Source organism: Pseudomonas sp. B15(2017) (genome assembly GCF_002113215.1).
In the GTDB taxonomy this organism is placed as follows: Bacteria; Pseudomonadota; Gammaproteobacteria; order Pseudomonadales; family Pseudomonadaceae; genus Aquipseudomonas.
The window spans coordinates 1-20,384 of record NZ_NEJZ01000029.1 but is presented as its reverse complement, the minus strand read 5'-3'; the positions used below and the strand labels follow the sequence as shown (position 1 = coordinate 20,384).

Below are 20,384 nucleotides of genomic sequence, written 5' to 3'. Positions count from 1 at the left end.
ATGATAATGTTTAAGCGTGTTATTTGTCGTGATGAGAGTTAATAGGTAATTGAAACTAAAATAAAATCTTTAAAAATCAAATAGATAAGAATAATTTTCGAACTTTTTCAAAAGCTGGCACAGCGACTGCAACACCTGTCGCAACGAACAGGACAACATAGCGAGACGCCACGAATGGCCAATTTCAACCTCTTCAATACGCAATCGAAAGCCTGCCGGCGTGCGACGCCTTGAATGCTTCCGGTGCCGCGGCTTATGCCTACACACCCAAGCATCAACTGGCTCAGCTGGCTGTCACCGGTTGCCTGAATTCGACCTTTTACGCATCTGCTCAAAGTCAGTTGGATCAGGTGTTGAAGCTGGTTGCGGAGCTGGACAGCCGCTTCGTGGCAAAAGCCGCTCTTTACGCTCGCCAAAAAGGACACATGAAAGACATGCCGGCCTTGTTGCTGGCGGCGCTGGCCGCTCAGCGTTCGGCTCTGGTGCCGGAGGTGTTCGAGAAGGTCGTGGACAGCGGCAAAATGCTGCGCAATTTCGTGCAAATCCTGCGCAGTGGCGCCACCGGTCGCAGCTCCCTGGGTTCTCAGCCCAAGCGTCTGGTGCAGAACTGGCTGAACAGCGCGACCGAACGCCAGCTCTTGCAGGCATCGATCGGCAATCAGCCTTCGCTGGCGGATGTGGTGAAGATGGTTCACCCAAAACCGTCCGAGGCCTGGCGCGAAGCGTTTTTTGCCTGGGTGATCGGCAAACCGGTTGATGCACAGGCGTTGCCCGGATTGACTCGCGATGTGCTGGCATTTCGCAGCGGAGCGAGTGATCAAGTGCCTGAAGTGCCTTTTCAATTGCTCGGTAACGAAACGTTGAGCAAGGAACAATGGGCAGAGCAGGCGCGAAACATGGGCTGGCAGGGGCTGCGGATCAACCTCAATACGCTTGCGCGCCATGGTGCTTTTGAAGTGACGGGTTGCACCGAAACCGTGGCCGCACGGTTGGCGGATCCCGAAGCAGTGGTCAGGGCACGGGTGTATCCGTACCAGTTGCTGGCAGCGTACCGGATGGTCGGCGATGACGTGCCGGCGCTGATTCGCGAGGCTTTGCAGGATGCGCTGGAGCTGTCGTTGGCCAATGTGCCGAAGCTTCAGGGGGCTGTGGTGGTTTGCCCGGATGTTTCCGGATCCATGGGTAGCCCGCTGACCGGTTATCGTCAGGGCGCGACCACCGCGGTGCGCTGCATCGATGTGGCGGCGCTGATTACGGCGGCGGTGTTGCGTAAACAGCCGACGGCACGGGTGATGCCGTTCGAATGGAAGGTGGTGGATATCACCCTCAACCCGCCCGACAGTGTGATCAGCAATGCCGAAAAACTTGCGGGCATTTTCGGCGGCGGAACCTGCTGCTCGGCGCCGTTGAAGAAACTGGCGGACAGCAAGGCCAGGGTCGATACGTTGCTCATGGTGTCGGACAACGAATCCTGGATCGATGCGCGACGTCAGGGCGCCAGCGAGACAATGTTGCAATGGGAGCGAATAAAGCGGATCAACCCGCAGGCACGCCTGATTTGCATTGACCTGCAACCAGGTTGGGCGACACCGGTGGCGGATCGTGACGACATCCTGAATGTCGGCGGTTTCAGTGATGCGGTGTTTGATGTGATCGAGCAGTTCACTGCCGGCCGGTACGGACCGCAGCACTGGGTCGAAGCGATTGAATGCATGGGATGAGGCAATCAGCCACCCAATGAATTGATTTGTCACGGGCACTGAATGCCGGTGGGACTACATCCAAGACGTCTCACCAAACCCTTGTCAGTGCGCGTGACGGCACGAATGCCGATGGCTGTACATCTGAGGCCGGCTAATCCCGGTGCGCGGTAACGCGCAACAGTCACCAACCTTTGTCGTGCCACCTTTTTTGAATCTGCCGGCGAATACCGGTGGAACTACCTGAAGAATCGAGATGATGAAAGAACACACTTACCAACTGCTGGAAGTCGTCAACGGCAAACCGATCAAGCTCTGGACTGAGGGCGTCCCGGTGGAAAACGAGGCGCGCGAGCAGTTGATGAACACGGCGAAGATGCCCTTCATCTTCAAGCATCTGGCTGTCATGCCGGACGTCCATCTGGGCAAGGGCTCGACCATCGGCAGCGTGATTCCCACGGTCGGCGCGATCATCCCGGCAGCGGTCGGGGTGGACATCGGTTGCGGCATGATTGCCGCGCGCACCTCGCTGACCGCGGCCGATCTGCCGGACAACCTGCATGGCCTGCGCAGTGCCATCGAGCAAGCGGTGCCTCATGGCCGCAGTTCGACCCGATCGCGCCGTGACAAAGGCGCCTGGGACGAGATTCCGCAACAGGCGGATCAGGCCTGGGCGGCGCTGAACCCACGGTTCAAGGCGATCACCGACAAGTACCCGAAACTGGCCAACACCAACAATCGCGGGCACCTCGGAACACTGGGCAGCGGCAATCACTTCATCGAAGTGTGCCTGGATGAGGCCGACCGGGTCTGGTTTATGTTGCACAGCGGCTCGCGCGGTGTCGGCAACGCCATCGGCAACCTGTTCATCCAGATGGCCCAGGCGGATATGCGCCAGCACATCGCCAACCTGCCGGATCGTGATCTGGCGTATTTCGAAGAAGGCAGCCGGCACTTCGATGATTACGTGGAAGCCGTGGGCTGGGCCCAGGATTTCGCCAAGCAGAACCGGGCGCTGATGATGCGAGCGGTGATTCAGGCCACGCGGCAGATCATCCGCAAGCCGTTCGAAGTCGCGCTGGAAGCGGTGAACTGCCACCACAACTACGTGCAGAAAGAGCGGCATTTCGGCGAGGACATTCTGGTCACCCGCAAAGGCGCGGTGTCAGCGAAGAAGGGCGAGTTGGGGATCATTCCCGGTTCGATGGGCGCCAAGAGTTTCATCGTGCGTGGTCTGGGCAACGAAGAATCGTTTTGCTCCTGCAGCCACGGTGCCGGTCGGACCATGAGCCGTACCAAGGCCAAAAACACCTTCACCGTCGAAGATCAGATCCGCGCCACCGCGCATGTTGAATGCCGTAAGGATGCTGCGGTGATTGATGAAATTCCGATGGCCTACAAGGACATCGACAAAGTCATGCACGCCCAGCGTGAGCTGGTTGAAGTGCTGCACACCCTGCGTCAGGTGGTGTGCGTCAAGGGATAGCGCGTGCCGAAAGGCGCGCCGGAACAAGGATTGAAAGACATGAAGTTCGAAGAACGACATCCACTGTGCAGCGCCATGCGCGCCCGGGTGCTGGAAGAACTGGCGCGCATAGAGCGTGAGCGCAATGTCACGGTGCTGTATGCCTGCGAATCAGGCAGCCGGGCCTGGGGTTTTGCCTCGCCGGACAGTGATTACGATGTGCGCTTCGTTTATGTAGAGAAACCGGAGTGGTTCGTCCAGGTCGATGCGCCAGGTGATGTCATCGAGCGGCCGTTGGATGACGAGCTGGATGTCAGTGGCTGGGAGCTGCGCAAGACCCTCGGGCTGTTGCGCAAATCCAACCCGACCTTGCTGGAGTGGCTCGACTCCCCGCTGGTTTATCGCAGCGAGACCGCAGCGGTTGCGCAACTGCGGGCGCTGGCCGAGGCGTTCTACAGCCCGCCAGCCGCGCGCAATCATTATCTGTCGATGGCGAAGAAGAACTTCCGTGGTTATCTGCAGGGTGAAAGCGTGCGGTTCAAGAAGTATTTCTACGTACTGCGGCCGCTGCTGGCGGTGCGCTGGATCGATCAGGGGCGTGGTCGGCCGCCGATGACGTTCAGCGATCTGCTGAGTACCGTCGATGATCGTGCATTGCTCGATGAAGTCGACGAACTGCTCGCGCTCAAACGCAATGCCAACGAGAGCGCTTACGGTCCTCGTCGTCCGGCATTGCATGCGTTCATCGAGGCGGAACTCGAGCGTGCGGTGCCGGCATTGCCAAGAACCCGGGAAGATTCGCGGCAGCTCGATCGATACCTGCGGGAAACCGTTGGTTTGTACGCATAAGGAAAAAAATGAAACAGGACGTTATTGAACTGGACGGCGCCATCGGTGGTGGCCAGGTGTTGCGCAGTGCGCTGAGTCTGTCGATGGTGACGGGCCAGGCGTTTCGCATCGAGCGGATTCGGGCCAGACGCAGTCGTCCCGGACTGTTGCGCCAGCACCTGACCGCCGTGACGGCGGCGGCTCAAGTCTGTGGTGCAAAGATCCAGGGGGCTGAGCTGGGCTCGCAGACATTGAGCTTCGAGCCGGGGCCGATTCGCGGTGGCGATTTTCGCTTTGCCATTGGAACCGCCGGCAGTTGCACATTGGTGTTGCAGACCTTGCTGCCCGCTTTATTGCTTGCGCCGCAAGCCAGCCGCGTGCGGATCAGCGGCGGCACGCATAATCCGCTGGCGCCACCGACCGACTTTCTCAGCCGCAGCTGGTTACCGCTGCTGCGACGGATGGGCGCGGAGGTTGAACTGACGTTGCTGCGCCACGGGTTCGTACCGGCGGGTGGCGGTGAAATCGACGTCAGGGTGCAACCATCGAAGTTGTCAGCACTGCACCTGTGCGAGCGCGGCTTGCCGCTCTCGCAACAGGCGTGTGCGCTGACGGCGGGACTGGCGCCGAGTGTTGGTGTCCGCGAGCTCGAAAGGGTGGCCCAGCGATTGAACATGGCGTCAGCGGAGTTGAACGCGGTCATTCTTGATCCGGCCTGCGGACCGGGCAACGTGTTGCTGCTGGAATATGCGTTTGAACACGTCACCGAAGTTTTCAGCGCTTTCGGTCAAGCGTCTCTGCGTTCGGAGAAGGTGGCGGACGCCGTGATCGATCAGGCGGCCGATTGGTTGCACAGCGGTGCAGCGGTGGCAGAACATCTGGCGGACCAGTTGCTGTTGCCGATGGTGCTGGCCGGAGGTGGATCGCTTACCACGCCCAGGATGACCGAGCATTTGCACAGCAACATTTCGGTGATCGAGCGTTTTGTACCGATCGTCATCCAGTGCGAGGAAGAGGGCGCATCCCGGTTGAGGGTTGAAGTTCGCGCACGAAAGCAATAGGCGGCAAATTGCTGGCCCCCGAATGTTTCCGGTCCCGGCAAACTCGCCTTTTTTCAAAAGGTTAGGTGGGCTATATGCGGACGATTGTCATCACCGTAGCAACGCTTTCCCTCGCTCTGTTCGCGGTGGAGGCCCAGGCCAGGGAACTGAGCAAGAGCCATCGTTTTGCTTGTACCTGGGGGTCGGACATCGCCGCCGGCGCACAACAGTCGAAGCTGTCCGGGATTTCCCTGTATGGCGCACGCAAGCGCTTGCAGGCGCGCAAGTTTCAGCAACCCTGGATGCGCATGACCGCCATGGGCATCACCGAGCAGACCTACGACAGCGCGTCGCGGCTCAAGCCGGCGGCCGTCAAGCAGACCTATTACGAACAGTGCGTTCGGCACGAGTTGGCCCAACGTTGAACGAAAAAGCCCGACCTGAAGAGGTCGGGCTTTTTCATGTCCGGTGCAATGACAGCATCATTTGTCACTTTCGCAATTGACCATCCACGACACGCCAAAACGATCCACCAGCATGCCGAAGCGGGCGGCCCAGAAGGTGGCTTCCAGCGGCATGTCGATGCGACCGTCTCTGGCCAGCGCGTTAAACACTCGTTCGGCCTCGGCGATGCTGTCGACATTCAGCGAAATCGAGCATCCGCTCATGCCTTGGGTCGGGCGGTCGGGTGTGGTGTCCGAAGCCATGAGCATCTGGTCACCGACTTTCAGGCAGGTGTGGATGATCAGGTTGTGATGCTCTTTGGGCACATGTTCGGCGGCTGGGGTTTCGCCGAAGGTCATCATTGCTTCGAGCTTGCCTTGCAGGCATTGCTCGTAAAACGTGAAAGCTGCGCGGCAATCGCCGTTGAAGATCAGGTACGGGTTGATTTTCATGGTAGTGCTCCCGAATAGGCAGTGGAACGCTGCGCGGCCGGGTGTGCCGAAACAGCATCATGGATTGACTCCATCCAGCAAAGCGTTGGAACGCCGGTTTGCCAGCCGATGCTGCAAGAATTTCCTGTCGGGGCGACCGATGGTCTGCGCAGAGGGCGTCAGGAGTCGCGCGGGTTCTTCTGCACCGCTGCGCCCGCCACCCGGGCGACAGGTCGGGTTTGCATCAGCGCATCGATCGCTTTGCGATAGTTCTGTCCGCCCAGCGCCATGCTGTTGTTGTGCGTTGCGCCGGGCACCAGCAGCAGGTGTTTCGGCTGCCGGGCGGCGGCGAACAGTTGCTCGCTGAAACGTGACGGCACAAACGCATCGGCAAGACCGTGTACCACCAGCAACGGCATGTGGATCTCGGCGATCTTGTCGATGGAGTCGAACTTCTGCGACAGCAACCAACGGACTGGAAGGGAGGTGTTGGCCACGGCTGCCGCTACATCCGCCAATGAAGTGAAGGTGGATTCGATGACCAGTCCGCGCACCGGCAATGGGGTGTGATTTCTGGCGGCATCGCGGCCGAGTTCGGCAGCCAGGTCGACGGCGACCGCGCCCCCCAGCGAGTGGCCGTAGATCAGGCGTTTGTTCGGATCAGGTTGCAACAGCTGGAAGCGTTCCCAGGCCACACGGGCATCTTCGTAAACCGTGCTTTCCGACGGCAGATCACCACGGCTTTGGCCGAAGCCGCGATAGTCGATGGCCAATACCGAATAACCCGCCGCGCGCAGTTGCTCGATACGGAACAGTTGCCCGGTCAGATTCCAGCGTACGCCGTGCAGATAAAGGATGGCCGGCGCATCGGCACGTTCCGCCGGCCACCACCAGGCGTGAATGTTTTGCCCGGCCTTGAAGCTTTTCGGTTGCAGGTCGAGTTCCTGCACGCTGCCGGGCAATCCGTGATACCAGCCGGCGGTGCCCGGTTCGATGCGAAACAAGAGTTTGCGTTCGGTGTGTTCCAGCACGGCACAACTCGCCGGCACGCCGATGATCAGGGCAGCCATGCAGGCGAACGCCAGACGGCGGCGTCGAAGTCGGGTCATGAAGGCAAGGAACATTAAACGTTTCACCACGGCGTGGACAAAGAACGCTTTTTACCAGATGCCTTGACCGGCGCGTGACATTTTCGACCGCCGCACGCCTGCAACGATTACAAAATGCTGCAACGACTCAGTTGAACTTCAGCACGATCTTGCCGATGTGGTCGCCCGCTTCCATGCGCGCATGGGCTTTGGCCGCTTCGGCGAGCGGGAAGATCTGGTCGATGATCGGCAGGCAGCGTCCGGCGGCCAACACCGGCCAGACGTGTTCGCGCAATTGATCGGCGATGGCTGCCTTTTCCGCAGAGGTCCGGGCACGCAGGAGGGAACCGGTGACTACCGCACGCTTGCCGAGGATCGCCAGCAGATCGATGTCATTGGCTCGCGCGCCACCGAGGAAACCGAGCATCACCAGCCGCCCATCCATCCCCAAGGCGCTGATGTTCCCGTTGAGGTACGAGCCGCCCATGATGTCGAGGATCACATTAACGCCCTGGCCGGCGGTTTTCTCGGCGATAACAGTCGCGAAATCCTGTTCCCGGTAGTTGATGGCTTCGCCGCCCAGACTGCGGATCACTGCGCATTTGTCCGCGCTGCCGGCGGTGGCGAAGGCTTCGATGCCAAACTCGCGGCACAGCATCAGCGCGGTGGTGCCGATGCCACTGGTGCCGCCATGGATCAGGGCGCGCTGACCACGGCTGGCGCCGCCGAGGCCGAACAGATTGGCCCACACCGTGAAAAAGGTTTCCGGAATTGCCGCTGCCTGAATCCAGTCCAGCCCATCGGGGATTGGCAGGGCCTGGCCGGCCGGGACTGTGCAGTACTCGGCATATCCTCCGCCGTTGGTCAGCGCGCAGACCCGGTCACCCACCGCAAATCTGCTGACACCGCTGCCAATCGCCACAACCTCGCCGGCCACTTCAAGGCCCGGAATCGGGTTCATGCCGGGTTTCATCGGGTACTTGCCGGCGCGTTGCAAAGCGTCCGGGCGATTGATGCCGGCGGCGTGCACGCGGATCAGTATTTCGCCTTCTGAAGCAATCGGCAGCGGCACGCGTCGGGATTGCAGAACTTCGGGCCCGCCCGGTTCGGTGATTTCGATGCGGGTCATTTCAGTGGGCAATGTCATTTTCAATTCCTCTTGAAACAAGTGATCAGTAGATGGGAGCGCAGTCAGGGCCTAATGATTCCCGTCAATGGGCGCAGCGGCGTTGTTCGATCGAGGAGGGCAGCAGTTTCATGACGTGCTCAAGTATCAGTGCGATCACGATGGCACCGCCGGCAATCACGAAGAGCAGCACATGCTGTCCACCTGTGGCGTTGAACAGCGCCGAATAGGCGAAACCGGCCAGCGCCTGAAACGTGGCGAACGACACCGTGGCGCGGCTCCACGCCACCTGTTGGCGATGATGATCCGGTACCAGCTCATGCACCCGGGCCAACGCCAGCGGGACAATGCCCGGCGGAAACGAACCGAGCACAACCGCCAGCAGTGCCAGCGCCACGAACGAATGCGAAACGGCCAGCAAGCCAAGAGTGATCGCCTGTATCACAAGCACCAGACGAATGCCGGTCCGCGCACCGAGATGGTCGGCGAGAAAACCATAGCTCACCGGGCCGACGATGGCGCCCAGACCGTACATGACCCAGACCAGCGCGCCGACGTGCGCCCCGGCGCCCAGCCCACGGGCGACGTAATCCACCAGGAAAACCATGGCTGGCACCAGCCCGGCGGCCATGAACGCGTACTGGGCAAACAACAGATACACCGCAGGCGGTGTGGGTTCTGCCGGATCCACCTGAGTCGTTGTAGTAATTGCTTGGGGCAGCTCAGAAGGCCAGCCGAACCAGCTCAATGCCGTCAGTGCCAGCGACAGCGCGCCCAGTCCCAGCCATGTCGCTTGCAGGCCCAGACTCAACAGCAGGGGGACGATCGTGCCGGAGCCGGCGATGCCCAGACCGATGCCGAGGAAAATCGCACCACTGGCCAGGCCCTTGCGCGCGGCAGGCACATGGGGCAATACAGTCGCGGCCACCAGCACCATGATCGCGCCGCCCGCGATGCCGGACAGCAGGCGCCAGCCGAAATACCAGCTCACCGATACGGGGTATGCACAGGCAAAAAACGCCACGGTCACCGCCAGCATCATCAGGCGCAGAGCTGTTCTCTGGGTGACCCGGCGTGCCAGCGGGCGACCGAGGAGGGCGCCGATCAGGTAACCGACCAGGTTGGCCGCGCCGAGGTAAACCACATCATGGGCGGAAAACCATTGCGCCTGAATCAGCGAAGGGATCAGCGGTGTGTAGGCGAAACGCGCCAGTCCGATGCTGACCAGGCTGGCGCAGAGTCCGGCGAAGATCGCCAGCCAGACACTCGTGTCCGGGCGTTCGGGCGAAGCAGTTGAAGTGCGCATGATGGCGGTCCTGCGGAAAGGTTTATGGCGCCCAGCATATCGGCTATCGTTGCTGCGTTAATGCAGCGAGTTTGCGTAGTTATGATGCGTTTATGCATCAATGGGGAATGTTATGAACTGGGATGATGCAAGGGTCTTTCTTGCGGTCTGCCGCGAGTCGACATTACGCGGCGCTGCGCGCGTGCTGGGCGTGGATCAGGCGACGGTCGGGCGACGCATCACGGCGCTGGAAAAGTCGCTGGGCGCGACTTTGTTTCTGCGCACCTCCGAGGGCTATGCGTTGACGGCAGTCGGTGAAGCCGCGCTCAAGTCAGTGGAAAAAATGGAGCATTCGGCGCTCGAGCTGGAGCGGCGTATCCAGGGCCTGGACGATCGCCTGACCGGCAGCGTTCGGGTCAGCACCACCGATTCACTGGCCATCGATTTCCTGATCCCGGCCATTGCGCAGTTGCACGACCAGCATCCGGACGTGCGCGTGCAGCTGGACGCTTCCACGCAGATCCTCAGCCTGGCCAAACGAGAAGCGGACATCGCCGTGCGCAACACCCGCCCGGACAACCCGGACCTGATCGCCCGGCGCATCGCGCGTTGGCCGGTGGGGTTGTTCGCTTCGCAGGCCTATGTCGACCACCATGGCGTGCCGGCGCCGGGCAGTGCATTCGAGGGCCATGATCTGGTGGTGTACCAGCCGTATCTGCAAGGCAACAAGGACCTGACTTTGGTGAACGAGCCCGTGACTCGCGGGCGGATCGTCGCCGGTCTGAGTTCCAGCTTGCTGGTACGACGCTCGATTGCCGCTGGTCTGGGTGTAGGAGAAATACCGGTTTACATGGGCGAGCGCGATGGTCTGGTCAGACTGTGGCCGGAGCGCACGCGGCCGCTGCCTTATGAGGTGTGGCTGGTGACCCATGCGGATTTGCGCCATACCGCGCGGGTCAGGGCGGTGATCGAACACATTGTCGAAGCGTTCGTACTGGAGAATGAGTAGTTCATTGAGGCGGTGCAAGACGGCTACATCAGTTGGCGATCTTGCCTGCAGAATGAAAAACGGCCTTCAATGAAGGCCGTTTTTTTCGAGCGATGAAACCATCGAATCATGGCATTTCCGGCAGTTCCTGCGGGCGCAGATCAAACACCAGGACTTCGGCGTCCTGGCCATTGCTCAGGGTCAGTGCCTGCTCTTCACGAACCCGTACGCCGTCGCCTTCCTTCAACTGCAGGCCGTTGAGTTCAACGCTGCCGCGAGCGACGTGAACATAGGCGAAGCGGTTGGCAGGCAGCTTGAGGGTGGCACTTTCCTCGCCATCGAACAGCCCGGCATACACCCGTGCATCCTGGCGCACTTTCAGCGAGCCGTGGTTGCCTTCGGGCGAGATGATCAGTTGCAGACGACCGCGTTTTTTCTGCTCGCTGAAGTGCTCTTGCTGGTAACGCGGTTTCGCGCCGCTGACGTCCGGTACGATCCAGATCTGCAGGAAGTGCACAGGTTTGGTCGCCGAATGGTTGAACTCGCTGTGGGCCACGCCGCTGCCGGCGCTCATCAGTTGCACATCGCCGGGGCGAATCACCGAGCCGGTGCCGAGGGTGTCCTTGTGTTCCAGGGCGCCTTCGAGCACATAGGAGAAAATCTCCATGTCCCGGTGGGGGTGTTGGCCGAAGCCCTTGCCGGCGGCGACGCGGTCATCGTTGATCACCAGCAGGTCGGAGAAACCCTGTTCACGCGGGTCACGGTAGCTGGCGAAGGAAAAGGTGTGGAACGACTTCAACCAGCCATGATTGGCCAGACCGCGGTCGGAAGCTTTACGAAGGGTCAGCATGATGAAATCTCCTTTCAGGACGTTGATTCGTCCGAGTGAGGAGAAGGTTACTGGTAACCCTGGGATGCAATAAGTAGATGAAAATTGAAATACTGTCCCTTTTGAGTTGACAGTTGTGTGCACTGGATCACGTATTCTTTCCGACGGCTCCAGCGTATCCGGCCATAATGCGCAGACTTATGATTTTGCATGGATTTTGGTGATACCCCCATGAAGACCGTGGCAATGGTGCTGTTCCCGGAGTTTCTGCTGCTCGACATGGCCGGGCCGCTGGAGGTCTTTTCAGTTGCCAACCGTTACCTGAAACCGCAAGCCCACTATCACCTGACGACCCTGGGCACCGAGCACGGGCCGTTGCGTGCGTCCAATGGCGTCCTCGTGCACGCCGATCGGCACATCGACGAAGCCGATGAGCGTTATGACTTGTTGCTGGTGCCGGGCGGCCCCGGCGCCTACAACGAAAAACACCCGCCGTTGCTCGCCTGGCTGCAGGGTGCGGTCACGCGTGCCGGGCAATATGGCTCGATCTGTACCGGTGCCTTCGTGCTTGGACACGCCGGTTTGCTCGACGGCTACCGTGTAACCACCCACTGGAATTACACCGAACGCCTGATCAAGGGCTTTCCAATGGCAAACGTCGCAACTGACCAGATTTTTGTCGAGGATCGCAATCTGATCACGTCCGGGGGCGTCACGGCCGGCATCGATATGGCGTTGGCGGTGGTCGCTCGCGATCATGGCAAAAAGATTGCCCAGGACGTGGCCAAGGTGTTGCTGGTGGTGATGAAACGTCAGGGCGGACAAGCGCAGTTCAGCCCGTTGATGGCAGCAGTGGCGCCCCAGCAAACACCGATTACCCGGGTGCAGAACCATGTGCTGGAGCATCTGGAGGAAGCTTTCACTGTCGAGCGCATGGCAAGTCTTGCGAACATGAGTGCACGACACTTCGCTCGGGTGTTTGCCCGCGAGGTCAACATGACACCCATGGAATTCCTGCAAAGTGCGCGCATCGATTGCGCGCGCAACCTGCTGGAAACCAGTGATCTTCCGTTGAAGACCGTTGCCTATAAAAGCGGTTTCGGCAGCGTGCGGCACATGCGTTTCCTGTTCGGCGAAAAGCTCGGGCTGACCCCCACGCAATATCGCGAACAGTTCAGCTAGAGCGGTTCTGTCCGTTACGGGCATCCGGATGTCCGTGTTGGACCCCGCATGGTGGTTGTTCCGTCATCGAGGCCTGCGAAGATAACGGACATGAACAGCCTCAACGAATTGAACTCGGCGTCGGTCCTGCGTTTCGGGCCGTACGCGTTCCATTTGCGTCAACGGCTGATCCTCGAAGGGGATCGGCAATTGCGCATGGGCGGTCGTGCGCTGGACATTCTGCAGGTGCTGGTCGAGCGCGCCGGGCGGGTGGTCAGCAAAGAGCAGTTGATTGCTCTGGTGTGGCCGACCTCGGTGGTCGAGGAGATCAACCTGCGGGTGCACATTGCCGCGTTGCGCCGGGCCCTCGGCGACGGCGAGAACGGTCAACGCTACATCGTCAATGTGCCGCAATGCGGGTACAGCTTCGTGGCACCGGTGCAGGGCGACAGCGTTGCTCAGGTGGTTTTCGAAAGCCTGCAAGCGCCCCAGCACAACTTGCCCGCACGGCTGACGCCGGTCACCGGGCGCGACTCACTGGTCGGCGGTCTGGTCCGGCAACTGCCGTTGTCCCGGCTCCTGACGGTGACGGGACCTGCCGGCGTCGGCAAAAGCACCGTGGCGCTGCGCGCAGCGGAATTGCTGCTGCAACATTTTCGTGACGGCGTTTGGCAGGTGGATCTGTCGCTGGTCGACGAAGATACTCCGCTCCTCGATCACCTGCTGAAAACCCTCGACATCGACTTCCCCACACTGGCCGCGCGCCACGCCTTGCTGGTGCTGGACAACTGCGAGCACCTGCACGAAGCCTGCCGGAGCCTGCTGGAAACGTTGCTCGACGTTGCCCCCCGTCTGTCGATTCTTGCCACCAGCCGCGAACCGTTGCGTCTCGGTCTGGAAGTATTGCAACCACTGCCGTCCCTGACCCTTCCCAAAGCCACGGCGCTTAACAGCGTCGATGAGGTCATGGGCTATTCGGCGGTGCAGTTGTTTGTCAGTCGTGCCCGTGCGCGTCAACACGGGTTCGGTCTGCGTGAGCAGGATCTGGAAACGGTGCGCGATATCTGTCGACGACTCGACGGCCTGCCGCTGGCGATCGAACTGGCAGCGGCGCAGATCGATGCGCTGGCGCTGGTCGGCCTTCAGACGCAACTGGATCAAGGTCTGCAAGTCCTGAGTCACGGTCGCCGCACCGCCGTGCCACGCCATCAGTCGATGAAGGCTGCGCTGGACTGGAGCTATCAGCGCTTGAGCGAGCAGGAAAAACGTGTGCTGCAAAGGTTATCGGTGTTCAAGATGGCATTCACCCTGGACGCCGCCATCGGCGTGATCAGTTGTGCCCAATTACCACCCTCGACGCTGGTGGCTGTGGTTGAACAGTTGGCATCCAAGTCGCTGCTGACAATGGATCGATCCAGCGGAACACTGCGCTATCGAATGCTCAACACCACGCGCCGATACGCCCGCGAGCAACTCGAGCAGAGCGGCGAACTGAACGATGTCGAGCGTCGGCACGCGCGTTACCTTGGCCGCACACGGCCAGCTTCACGCGGCCGGCTGACCGCCCAATTCGTCGAGCAGTAAGCGCACTTTGCGCAAATCGGGGGTGGCATAGCCTTCGGTGAAGCGCTGGTAGATCGGTGTCAGCAATTGGAGTGCTTCACGCAAACGCGACTGGCGCTGCCACAACCGAGCCAGCGACGTTGCACTGCGCAGTTCCCAGGCCAGTGCGCCTTGTGCCCGGGCAATTTCAAGGGATTGCTGCAAGGCGCTTTCGACCGTGTGATGGCAGGGCGATTCAGCCGCCAGCAATCGCTCGGCGCGGGCCCGCAAAATCTCCGCAGTGCTCCAGCCGGCCGCTCCGCTTTGTGCTCGTTCGAGCAAGGCATCATCAACGAAAACCGGATCCAGCGTGACCATGATCTCCCTGACCAGACCGCTATCGGCGGGCGGGGTGGCGGGGGCCTTGTCGGCGTCGATCACCTGCGCGTAGTGCCGCGCCCAGGTGTAGAACAGCAGCACCGAATGCTTCTGCGCCTGTTCGAGCAGCAGTTGCAGCAGCGCGCGAGCGTTCTGCACATCGCCGTTGTAATGGGCGATCAGGCACGAGGCGAGTGCCAGGGTGTAGCAGATCGAGGTGCCGTGGTTGATCTGCACCGCGATGTCCAGCGCCTGCCGCGCCGTGCGCCAGGCCTGCTCGGGAAAACCTTGCAGCCACAGCACCCGGGCGAGGACGGTCAGCGAGGCAACGCTCTGATCGTATTGCACGCCGAAACCGTGCGTGAAGCGGTTGAGGTGGCCGCTGTGGGCCATGCGCTGGATCACCTGTTCGGCGTGGATCCGCGCCTGATGCTGATCGCCGGCGTAATGCAGCGCGAGCACCCGCAAGCGGTGGGTACTCAAGGACAACTGCGCATCGCCGTGCACGCCGAGGCTTTCGAATTGCTCGCTCTGCTCCAGCGCCATCTGGTAATGCCCGCAACTGAGATTGACCGCCATGTGCCCCGATATGGCGCGCAATTGCCCGGCCATGTCGTCGTGCCGTTGCGCCAGCAGACGGGCGCTGACGAAGGCTTCGATGGTTTCCGGTGTGCCGCCCCAGGTGTGATAGCAGGCGCTGCCGAGGGCCAGTTTCAAGGCGATTTCCAGTCGCGGGCAGGGCTCGTCGGATGACGCCAGCAATGCGAGTGCCCGCCGCACGTGAACGCCATACTCCTTTAGCAGAGACAACTCTTGCCACAACGGCGCCGAGGTCGCCGTCAGTCGAACGCCGAGAGGGCGCGAGCCTTCGTCATTCAGCGTCCAGTCCAGCGCCGCGCGCAGGTCTTCGAGGCTACGGGCGTAGCGCTCGATCCAGACTTCAGTCGCGGTGTTCTCCCAGTCGGCCTGGGCCTGGTGCATCAGCGCCAGGCTGCGTTCGGCATGGCGTTCGCGGGTTTCGCCGAGTTCGGCAGCCTGATCGAGTTTTTCCAGTGCATAGCGGCGGGTGGTGTCGAGCAGGCGATAGAACACCTCTTCATCACCGACCTCTACGGTGAGCAGCGACTTGGCCACCAGTTGCGTGATCGAGGCGAACACTTCGTTCGGCTCGATGTGCTGACCGACGATGACCGCCGCCGCAGATTCCAGCGTGAACGCGCCACGGAACACACTCAATCGGCGCAGGCCGGTCTGTTCGCAGGCGTTGAGCAGATTGAAGCTCCAGTCCAGCGTAGCGCGCAGCGTTTCGTGCCTGCCGAGACGCGTCTGATTGCCTGCCGGCAACCGCCCCTGAAGTTGACTCAGCAAACCGTCCAGCCCAAGGCCCGCCACCTGCGCGGCGGCCAGTTCCAGTGCCAGCGGGATGCCATCCAGTCGGCGGCAGATTTCGATGATCGAGGGCAGATCAGCGTTGCCCGGCTCAAAGTGTTCGTGGGCCGCCATCGCCCGTTCGACGAACAGTTGCAGCGCAGAAAACCCCATCGCCTGATCACGTTCGAGCACCGCAATCGGCGGTGGACAATCAAGAGACTCCAGGCGCTGCACATACTCGCCCTCGGCTCGCAGGCTTTCGCGGCTGGTGGCCAGAATATGCACCTGCGGCGCGCCGCGCAGAATACTTTCACTGAGCAACGCCACGGCATCGATCAAATGCTCGCAGTTGTCGATCACCAGCAGCATCTGCCGCTCCCGCAGACTGTTGATCAGGCACGCCATCGGTTCACTGTCGTGCAGCGAAAGATCCAACAGGGCGGCGAGGTGCGAGCAGATCGAAGCAGGGTCATCGAGCGGTGCCAGATCCAGCAGACGAATACCGTTGCGATAACGGCCGATCAGTTGCTCGGCGACGCGCAGGGCCACGGTAGTTTTGCCGATGCCACCGGGGCCGACCAGGGTGATGCAGCGCTGGCGCGGCAGTTGGGTGATCAGGCTGTCGACCACCGACTGGCGACCGATCATCCGCGTGCGACGCAGTGGCAGGTTATGCTGGCCGAGGTGGGTGGCGGCGGGGCGTTGTTCAATCGATTGCAGCACGACCGGCGCGACGAAACTGTAACCGCGTTGCGCAACGGTGATGATATAGCGCTGGCCGTTCTGACCGTCGCCGAGGGCCTTGCGCAGCGCGGCCATGTGCACTCGCAGATTGATGTCTTCCACCACACTGTCCGGCCATACCCCGGCGATCAGTTGCTGCTTGCTCACCACCTCGCCGGCGTTGGCCAGCAGGATCAGCAGAATATCCATGGCACGCCGGCCCAGGCGCAAAGGCTGGTCGCCTTCAAGCACCAGCCGCTGGCCGGGGTGGATCCGATAGGGGCCGAAACCGATGGCCTGATTCGGGGAAAGACTCAACCGCTCACTCCTTCGACGTTTTTTTTGATCCTGATCCGTCGGGGTGAAGAATCCGTGACGGGCAGGGCGCAGAGCGACTCGAAGGTCACGCAAGCCGTCTGATCCGCAGTATCCGGGCATATTCCTCAGGATTTGCCGCCAGTGCAACTTGCGCGAGAGGCAGGCGTTCGGGCACCGCTCGGCATCCAGCGCCTTCACCACTGTATTTAAAGGGCAGAACCTGTGCCTGCTCACCCGACAGCCGGGAAAAATTAACAACGATTAACTCGTCCGCGCCCGCGTCAGAGCCAAAACTCCGGGGCAATGGAATGCATACGTCCGGAGGGCGCTGCGATGAGCAAAGTAGTGGTGGTCTATCACAGTGGCTACGGGCACACCCGCGTCATTGCGCAGGCAGTGGCCCAGGGGGTGGAGCGCCACGTGGGCAGCACCTGCCTGTTGCTGGCGGTGGAAGACGTCGAAACCCGCTGGGATGACCTGCACCGCGCCGACGCCATCATCTTCGGCGCGCCGACTTACATGGGCAGCGCCTCGGCCGCGTTCAAGCAATTCATGGAGGCCACGGCCTCGTTCTATCTCGCCCGGCCATGGCGCGACAAACTCGCGGCAGGCTTCACCAATTCCGGCAGCCTGTGCGGCGACAAACTCAATACCCTGCTGCAAATGGCGGTGTTCGCCGCCCAGCATTCAATGATCTGGGTCGGGCTCGATCTGCTGCCCGCGCGTGCGTGCGAAGGGGTGTTCGACGGCCAGTTGAATCGCCTCGGCAGCTCCCTCGGGGCGATGTCCCAATCCTCGGTCGAGCAACCGCCTGAACAAGCCCCTCCGCCGGAAGACCAGTTGACCGCCGCACACTTGGGCGAGCGGGTGGCACGCCTGGCTCAGCGCATGGCTCGGGACTGAAACCGCCTCAGCGGTTTTTCATGACCTGACACCGCCACGCAAACGGATTGATCCCTTCGCTGCGGGTGAAGATGTGGCAGAAGTGCGCCTGATCGCAGAATCCGCATTCCAGGCTGATCTGTGTAAGGCTGTGGTTGGTGTGCTGGATCAACAACTTGGCCCTGGCAATGCGCTGGGTACGGATCCAGTCTTGCGGCGAGTACCCGGTGCTGCACTTGAACGCCCGGGAAAAATGGCTGCGAGAGAGTGAGCAGGCGCTGGCCAGTTCGGTGACTTCGAGGCTGTCGCCCAGGCGTTCGAGTATCAGTTGTTTCACCAGCCGCTCCCGCTGCGGGCTGAGGCCGCCCGTACCGGTTCTGCGTGGTTCGATGGCAGGAGCGAGGGCGACGGTTTGTTGTGAATGAGCCATGGCCAGGGTCCGTGTCGGGGGGAATGCACTGTCAGGCTTTCCCTTGGTTCAAAAAACAACGTTGCGCAGAGGGTTTCATTGTTCGGCGAGGGGCGAGGGCTGACGAGTTAAACGTTGTTAATTACGCTGGCTGAACCTGAACTCAGCACACCGCTGCAAGTCCTCGCGGCGCAGGCCGGGCAGGATGGCAAGGACAGGCGGACCATTGGGGGCCGCAGTTTCGGGCTCGACCAAGGGGATACGCATGAAAGGATTGTTCAGCGCCGTGACTGGCCTGGCGCTTGCCGGTGTGATGAGCAGTGCCATGGCGCAAGCGCCACAGATCGGTACTCAGGCACCTGGTTATTTCCGTCTGGCACTGGGCGATTACGAAGTCACCGCGTTATTCGACGGCTACAACGATCTGTCGCCGAAACTGTTGCAGGGCCTGAGCCAGAGTCAGATCCGTGCATTGCTGGCCCGTCGCTCGATTGAAACGCCGGGTGTGCAGACCGCGTTCAATGCGTTTCTGGTCAATACCGGCAAGCAACTGATTCTGGTCGATACCGGCGCGGGCCAGTGCATCGGCGCCACCGCCGGCCAGCTCTCGGCAAACATGCAGGCCGCCGGATACAGGCCTGAACAGGTCGATGCGATTCTGCTGACCCATCTGCACCTGGATCACGTTTGTGGATTGGTCGACGGCCAGCAACAGCCGATCTTCGCCAACGCTACGGTCTACGCCGCCAAGGCTGAAGCCGATTACTGGCTTGATCCGCAGGCAATGGCCAAGGCGCCGGCCGGTGCCCGGGAGTTTTTCAAGATCGCCCAGGACTCCACTGCGCCTTACGTGGCGGCCGGGCGCTTCAAGACGTTCGCAGAGGGCCAGTCGCCTTTGCCGGGTGTGGTCGAAGCTACACTGGAAGCCGGGCACACGCCAGGCAGCACCACCTACCGCTTCACTTCGCAGAACCAGAGCATCGTGTTCATGGGCGACCTGGTGCACAACCTCGCGGTGCAGTTCGATCATCCCGAAGTGTCGATCAGTTTTGACGTCAACAATCAGCAAGCGATCAAAAGCCGTCATGCAGTGTTCAGCGCAGCGGCCGCCAGCAAAACCTGGGTGACGGCCGCGCATTTGCCGTTTCCGGGTATCGGCCACATCACGGCGGTCGACAAGCACTTCCAATGGGTACCGGTTGAATACGGCCCCTACAAACGCGCGGCCAAAGTACCGCTGATCGAGTAAAGTGCCCACCTTTCACGTCAGGCTCAAACAAGGAAAACGTGCCCTATGAACCGTAATGATCTGCGCCGCGTCGACATGAACCTGCTGGTGATTTTCGAAGCACTGATGTTCGAAAAAAACCTGACCCGCGTTGCTGAAAAACTGTTCATGGGCCAGCCGGCGGTAAGCGCGGCGCTGGGCCGTTTGCGCGATCTGTTCGACGATCCACTGTTGCTGCGCAACGGTCGCGGCATGGAGCCGACGGCGCGGGCGCTGGCGATTCTTCGGGAGCTCCAACCGGCGATGGACGTGATTTCCGGCGCGGTCAGTCGGGCCAAGGAGTTCGATCCGGCCACCAGCTGCGACGTGTTCCGCATCGGCCTGTCGGATGACGCCGAATTCGGTCTGTTCCCGCCATTGCTGCGCCAGTTGCAGGAAGAGGCGCCGGGGATCGTGGTCGTGGTGCGCCGTGCCAACTACCTGCTGATGCCGACGTTGCTGGCCTCCGGGGAAATCTCCGTCGGCGTGAGTTACACCACCGATCTGCCGGCCAACGCCAAGCGCAAGAAACTGCGTGACATTCCGTGCAAGGTGCTGCGCGGCGACAACCGCCCGGGCCCGCTGACTCTGGATGAATACTGCGAGCGGCCTCATGCGATGGTGTCTTTCTCCGGCGACCTGAGCGGCAACATCGACGTGGACCTGGCCAAGGTCGGTCGCAGCCGTCGTGTGGTGCTCGGCGTGCCGCAATTCAGCGGTTTGCGCGCGCTGCTGGCCGGCACCGAGATGATCGCGACCGTGCCGGATTACGCGGCGTGTGCGTTGGTTGAGGGGTGTGCGTTGCGGGCTGAAGATCCACCGTTTCCGATTGATGCGGCGCAACTGTCGATGGCGTGGAGCGGGGTGCATGACAACGATCCGGCGGAGAAATGGCTGCGTTCGCGGATCAGTCAGTTCATGTCGGTGTCGCTGGATATTCCGGCGGTTTAGTTACTCGGATACAGGAAAACGGCCAGTGGGCCGTTTTTTTATCGGTGGCAAATAGGGGGACCGTTCGTCTTAAACCCGCCCGCACCTGTAATTTCTGACAGTAGCCAGCCTCGGTTCAGCGCCATTCAATACCTCCATCGCCCCGCCATTCGATCGGA

The 20,384-nt window shown here is 61.1% G+C and carries 17 protein-coding genes and 1 pseudogene; 11 read left to right on the top strand and 7 right to left on the bottom strand.

Annotated features, from left to right (window positions below; all coding sequences use genetic code 11):
- Positions 1–174 precede the first annotated feature (174 nt).
- The 5 genes and pseudogenes from CAF73_RS29080 to CAF73_RS29060 all read left to right on the top strand — a co-directional run bounded on the left by CAF73_RS29080 (position 175) and on the right by CAF73_RS29060 (position 5,458).
- Positions 175–1,721, top strand: a pseudogene (locus CAF73_RS29080) (RNA-binding protein).
- A gap of 238 nt (positions 1,722–1,959) precedes the next feature.
- The gene (locus CAF73_RS29075; protein ID WP_085705385.1) at positions 1,960–3,186 is read left to right on the top strand and encodes an RtcB family protein; all 1,227 of its coding nucleotides are present in this window, start codon (positions 1,960–1,962) and stop codon (positions 3,184–3,186) included.
- 39 nt (positions 3,187–3,225) lie between these two features.
- Positions 3,226–4,014 carry a nucleotidyltransferase domain-containing protein gene (locus tag CAF73_RS29070; protein WP_085705361.1) on the top strand — a complete coding sequence of 263 codons (789 nt, stop codon included), beginning with the start codon at positions 3,226–3,228 and terminating at the stop codon, positions 4,012–4,014.
- Between the two features lie 8 nt (positions 4,015–4,022).
- Entirely contained in the window at positions 4,023–5,054 is a 1,032-nt protein-coding gene (gene rtcA / locus CAF73_RS29065; protein WP_085705359.1) for an RNA 3'-terminal phosphate cyclase, read from the top strand.
- Between the two features lie 74 nt (positions 5,055–5,128).
- The gene (locus CAF73_RS29060; RefSeq protein ID WP_064378879.1) at positions 5,129–5,458 is read left to right on the top strand and encodes a hypothetical protein; all 330 of its coding nucleotides are present in this window, start codon (positions 5,129–5,131) and stop codon (positions 5,456–5,458) included.
- A gap of 57 nt (positions 5,459–5,515) precedes the next feature.
- Here CAF73_RS29060 and CAF73_RS29055 read toward each other — a convergent pair whose 3' ends face one another.
- The 4 genes from CAF73_RS29055 to CAF73_RS29040 form a co-directional block, all read right to left on the bottom strand.
- Positions 5,516–5,929 carry a VOC family protein gene (locus CAF73_RS29055; protein WP_085701217.1) on the bottom strand — a complete coding sequence of 138 codons (414 nt, stop codon included), beginning with the start codon at positions 5,927–5,929 and terminating at the stop codon, positions 5,516–5,518.
- Between the two features lie 158 nt (positions 5,930–6,087).
- Positions 6,088–7,032, bottom strand: a complete 945-nt coding sequence (locus CAF73_RS29050) for an alpha/beta hydrolase (protein ID WP_085701216.1) — start codon at positions 7,030–7,032, stop codon at positions 6,088–6,090.
- 112 nt (positions 7,033–7,144) lie between these two features.
- Positions 7,145–8,143, bottom strand: coding sequence for an NAD(P)H-quinone oxidoreductase (locus CAF73_RS29045; protein WP_085705357.1), 999 nt, complete (start codon positions 8,141–8,143; stop codon positions 7,145–7,147).
- Between the two features lie 64 nt (positions 8,144–8,207).
- Positions 8,208–9,428, bottom strand: a complete 1,221-nt coding sequence (locus CAF73_RS29040; protein ID WP_085705355.1) for a YbfB/YjiJ family MFS transporter — start codon at positions 9,426–9,428, stop codon at positions 8,208–8,210.
- A 112-nt stretch (positions 9,429–9,540) separates the two neighbouring features.
- Between CAF73_RS29040 and CAF73_RS29035 the strand changes: the two genes are divergently transcribed.
- Positions 9,541–10,416, top strand: a complete 876-nt coding sequence (locus CAF73_RS29035) for a LysR family transcriptional regulator (RefSeq protein ID WP_085701213.1) — start codon at positions 9,541–9,543, stop codon at positions 10,414–10,416.
- Between the two features lie 106 nt (positions 10,417–10,522).
- Here the strand turns inward: CAF73_RS29035 and CAF73_RS29030 are convergent, their stop codons facing one another.
- A complete protein-coding gene (locus CAF73_RS29030; protein WP_085701212.1) occupies positions 10,523–11,245 on the bottom strand; it encodes a pirin family protein in 723 nt (240 codons plus the stop codon).
- Positions 11,246–11,455: 210 nt separating this feature from the next.
- On the opposite strand from CAF73_RS29030, the gene CAF73_RS29025 reads away from it, so the two are divergent.
- Positions 11,456–12,406, top strand: a complete 951-nt coding sequence (locus CAF73_RS29025; protein ID WP_085701211.1) for a GlxA family transcriptional regulator — start codon at positions 11,456–11,458, stop codon at positions 12,404–12,406.
- 90 nt (positions 12,407–12,496) lie between these two features.
- The gene (locus CAF73_RS29020; protein WP_085705353.1) at positions 12,497–13,969 is read left to right on the top strand and encodes a winged helix-turn-helix domain-containing protein; all 1,473 of its coding nucleotides are present in this window, start codon (positions 12,497–12,499) and stop codon (positions 13,967–13,969) included.
- On the opposite strand, the gene CAF73_RS29015 is transcribed toward CAF73_RS29020, so the two are convergent.
- Positions 13,931–16,717: a winged helix-turn-helix domain-containing protein gene (locus CAF73_RS29015; protein WP_085705351.1), complete on the bottom strand. Its 2,787-nt coding sequence runs from the start codon at positions 16,715–16,717 to the stop codon at positions 13,931–13,933. The two genes, CAF73_RS29020 and CAF73_RS29015, sit on opposite strands and share 39 nt — an antisense overlap.
- A gap of 333 nt (positions 16,718–17,050) precedes the next feature.
- Here CAF73_RS29015 and CAF73_RS29010 point away from each other — a divergent pair, with 333 nt between their 5' ends.
- The gene (locus tag CAF73_RS29010; RefSeq protein WP_085701208.1) at positions 17,051–17,620 is read left to right on the top strand and encodes a flavodoxin family protein; all 570 of its coding nucleotides are present in this window, start codon (positions 17,051–17,053) and stop codon (positions 17,618–17,620) included.
- A 7-nt stretch (positions 17,621–17,627) separates the two neighbouring features.
- Here the strand turns inward: CAF73_RS29010 and CAF73_RS29005 are convergent, their stop codons facing one another.
- Entirely contained in the window at positions 17,628–18,029 is a 402-nt protein-coding gene (locus CAF73_RS29005; RefSeq protein ID WP_085701207.1) for a helix-turn-helix domain-containing protein, read from the bottom strand.
- Positions 18,030–18,273: 244 nt separating this feature from the next.
- Here CAF73_RS29005 and CAF73_RS29000 point away from each other — a divergent pair, with 244 nt between their 5' ends.
- Complete coding sequence (locus CAF73_RS29000) at positions 18,274–19,257, top strand: MBL fold metallo-hydrolase (protein WP_085701206.1); 984 nt, start codon at positions 18,274–18,276, stop codon at positions 19,255–19,257.
- A gap of 45 nt (positions 19,258–19,302) precedes the next feature.
- A complete protein-coding gene (locus CAF73_RS28995; protein ID WP_085701205.1) occupies positions 19,303–20,226 on the top strand; it encodes a LysR family transcriptional regulator in 924 nt (307 codons plus the stop codon).
- Positions 20,227–20,384 lie beyond the last annotated feature (158 nt).

What these genes read in the sequence shown, in the direction of transcription:
- CAF73_RS29075 (WP_085705385.1), top strand. Translation starts at nt 1,960, where the DNA reads ATGAAAGAACACACTTACCAACTGCTGGAAGTCGTCAACGGCAAACCG.
- CAF73_RS29070 (WP_085705361.1), top strand. Translation starts at nt 3,226, where the DNA reads ATGAAGTTCGAAGAACGACATCCACTGTGCAGCGCCATGCGCGCCCGG.
- rtcA (WP_085705359.1), top strand. Translation starts at nt 4,023, where the DNA reads ATGAAACAGGACGTTATTGAACTGGACGGCGCCATCGGTGGTGGCCAG.
- CAF73_RS29060 (WP_064378879.1), top strand. Translation starts at nt 5,129, where the DNA reads ATGCGGACGATTGTCATCACCGTAGCAACGCTTTCCCTCGCTCTGTTC.
- CAF73_RS29055 (WP_085701217.1), bottom strand. Translation starts at nt 5,929, where the DNA reads ATGAAAATCAACCCGTACCTGATCTTCAACGGCGATTGCCGCGCAGCT.
- CAF73_RS29050 (WP_085701216.1), bottom strand. Translation starts at nt 7,032, where the DNA reads ATGTTCCTTGCCTTCATGACCCGACTTCGACGCCGCCGTCTGGCGTTC.
- CAF73_RS29045 (WP_085705357.1), bottom strand. Translation starts at nt 8,143, where the DNA reads ATGACATTGCCCACTGAAATGACCCGCATCGAAATCACCGAACCGGGC.
- CAF73_RS29040 (WP_085705355.1), bottom strand. Translation starts at nt 9,428, where the DNA reads ATGCGCACTTCAACTGCTTCGCCCGAACGCCCGGACACGAGTGTCTGG.
- CAF73_RS29035 (WP_085701213.1), top strand. Translation starts at nt 9,541, where the DNA reads ATGAACTGGGATGATGCAAGGGTCTTTCTTGCGGTCTGCCGCGAGTCG.
- CAF73_RS29030 (WP_085701212.1), bottom strand. Translation starts at nt 11,245, where the DNA reads ATGCTGACCCTTCGTAAAGCTTCCGACCGCGGTCTGGCCAATCATGGC.
- CAF73_RS29025 (WP_085701211.1), top strand. Translation starts at nt 11,456, where the DNA reads ATGAAGACCGTGGCAATGGTGCTGTTCCCGGAGTTTCTGCTGCTCGAC.
- CAF73_RS29020 (WP_085705353.1), top strand. Translation starts at nt 12,497, where the DNA reads ATGAACAGCCTCAACGAATTGAACTCGGCGTCGGTCCTGCGTTTCGGG.
- CAF73_RS29010 (WP_085701208.1), top strand. Translation starts at nt 17,051, where the DNA reads ATGAGCAAAGTAGTGGTGGTCTATCACAGTGGCTACGGGCACACCCGC.
- CAF73_RS29005 (WP_085701207.1), bottom strand. Translation starts at nt 18,029, where the DNA reads ATGGCTCATTCACAACAAACCGTCGCCCTCGCTCCTGCCATCGAACCA.
- CAF73_RS29000 (WP_085701206.1), top strand. Translation starts at nt 18,274, where the DNA reads ATGAAAGGATTGTTCAGCGCCGTGACTGGCCTGGCGCTTGCCGGTGTG.
- CAF73_RS28995 (WP_085701205.1), top strand. Translation starts at nt 19,303, where the DNA reads ATGAACCGTAATGATCTGCGCCGCGTCGACATGAACCTGCTGGTGATT.